This window comes from Nocardia otitidiscaviarum NBRC 14405 (assembly GCF_000308635.1).
Classification (GTDB): domain Bacteria; phylum Actinomycetota; class Actinomycetes; order Mycobacteriales; family Mycobacteriaceae; genus Nocardia; species Nocardia otitidiscaviarum.
Genome location: NZ_BAGD01000002.1, coordinates 1 through 1,522 on the forward strand (window position 1 = coordinate 1; position 1,522 = coordinate 1,522).

Here is a 1,522-nt window from a genome sequence, read left to right on the forward strand (position 1 = left end):
TCGGGCTCACCCCATCGGCCGAGGCCCGCATCTCGCGCGGTGGTGGCGACGATGGCGGCGACGACAACCCGTTCGAGTAGTCCGCATGGCATCGAGCTACCCGACGCCGAGGAACTCGACCGGCTCAAGCTCTCGCCCGAGGTCGCGTACTACCTGCTGAGCCGCGGCATCCCGCTCCCGGACTGCCCGCCGCTGCACAAGACACCCGAGCCGCGCGACGAGCCCGGCGCACGGTTCGACCCCGAACGAGTCGACAAGGTGCTCAAGGTGTTTCGCAACCTGCGGCACACCAAGGGCCGCCTCGCGGGCCGCCCGCTCATCCCGGACCCGTGGCAAGTTGCCTACTTCCTGGCACCGGTATTCGGGTGGGTGCATTTCGACCACGATTTCAGCCAGTACGTGCGCATCATCCGCACGGCGTACGTGGAGCTGCCCCGTAAAAACGGCAAGTCCACGATCGCGGGCGGCGTCGGCATCTACTTGACCACGGCGGACGGCGAAGAGGGCGCGCAGGTAATCGCGGCGGCGACGCGCCTTGAGCAAGCACAATTCGTTTTCGCGCCGATCAAACAGCTCGCCGAGAAAGCGCCGGCGCTACGCCAGCACGTCAAGACCTACAAGGCCAAGATCGTGCACCCGCGCACCGGCTCGTACTTCCAACCGGTCGCCAACGCAGGCGACGCCCAGCACGGCGCGGACCTGCACGGCGGCATCGTCGACGAGCTGCACTTGCACAAGACCAACGACCTCGTCGAGGCAATCGAGACCGGCACCGGCTCACGCGCGCAGCCGCTCATCGTGTTCATCACGACCGCCGACGCCTCGCGGAAAGAGACCCCGTACGACCGCAAGCGCACGCTCGTCGAGCAGCTCGCCCGCGGCGTGCTCCACGATCCGACCACCTACGGCGTGGTGTGGGCGGCCGACGACAAGGCCGAGGGATTCGACCCGTACAGCGAGGCTACGCAGCGCGCCGCGAACCCCGGTTACGGGATATCGCCGACGCGAGCGTTCCTGCGGCAGGCAGCGGTGAAGGCGCAGCAGTCCCCGGCCGACCACGCCAGCTACATGCGGTTGCACCTCGGTATCCGCACGAAGCAGGCGACGAAATACCTCGACGTGGACGCGTGGGACCGCAATGCGTCCATCGTGCTCGAGGATCGGCTCGCCGGGCGCGTGGCGTACGGCGGGCTCGACCTCGCCTCGACCTCGGACCTGTGCGCGCTGTGCTGGCTGTTCCCCGACGACGAGCGCGGAGGGTATGACGCGCTGTGGCGGCTATGGACACCCGAGGAGAACCTCGCGGCACTGGACAAGCGGACCGCGGGCGCGGCGTCCGGGTGGGTGAAGCAAGGCATCCTCACCGCGACACCGGGCAACGTCGCCGATTACGACCACATCGAGGCGCAGATCCTCACCGACGCAGCGATTTTCGATGTGCAAGAGATCGCGTACGACCGGTGGAACTCGTCGCAGCTGGTGAACAACCTCGTCGCCGAGGGCGCGCCCATGGTCACGATCG

General features: G+C 67.7%; 1 protein-coding gene. It reads left to right on the forward strand.

The window, feature by feature from the left end; genetic code table 11:
• Window positions 1–51: 51 nt before the first annotated feature.
• A partial coding sequence (locus ON31_RS00010; RefSeq protein ID WP_039807840.1) for a terminase large subunit occupies window positions 52–1,522 on the forward strand: 1,471 nt, incomplete at its 3' end.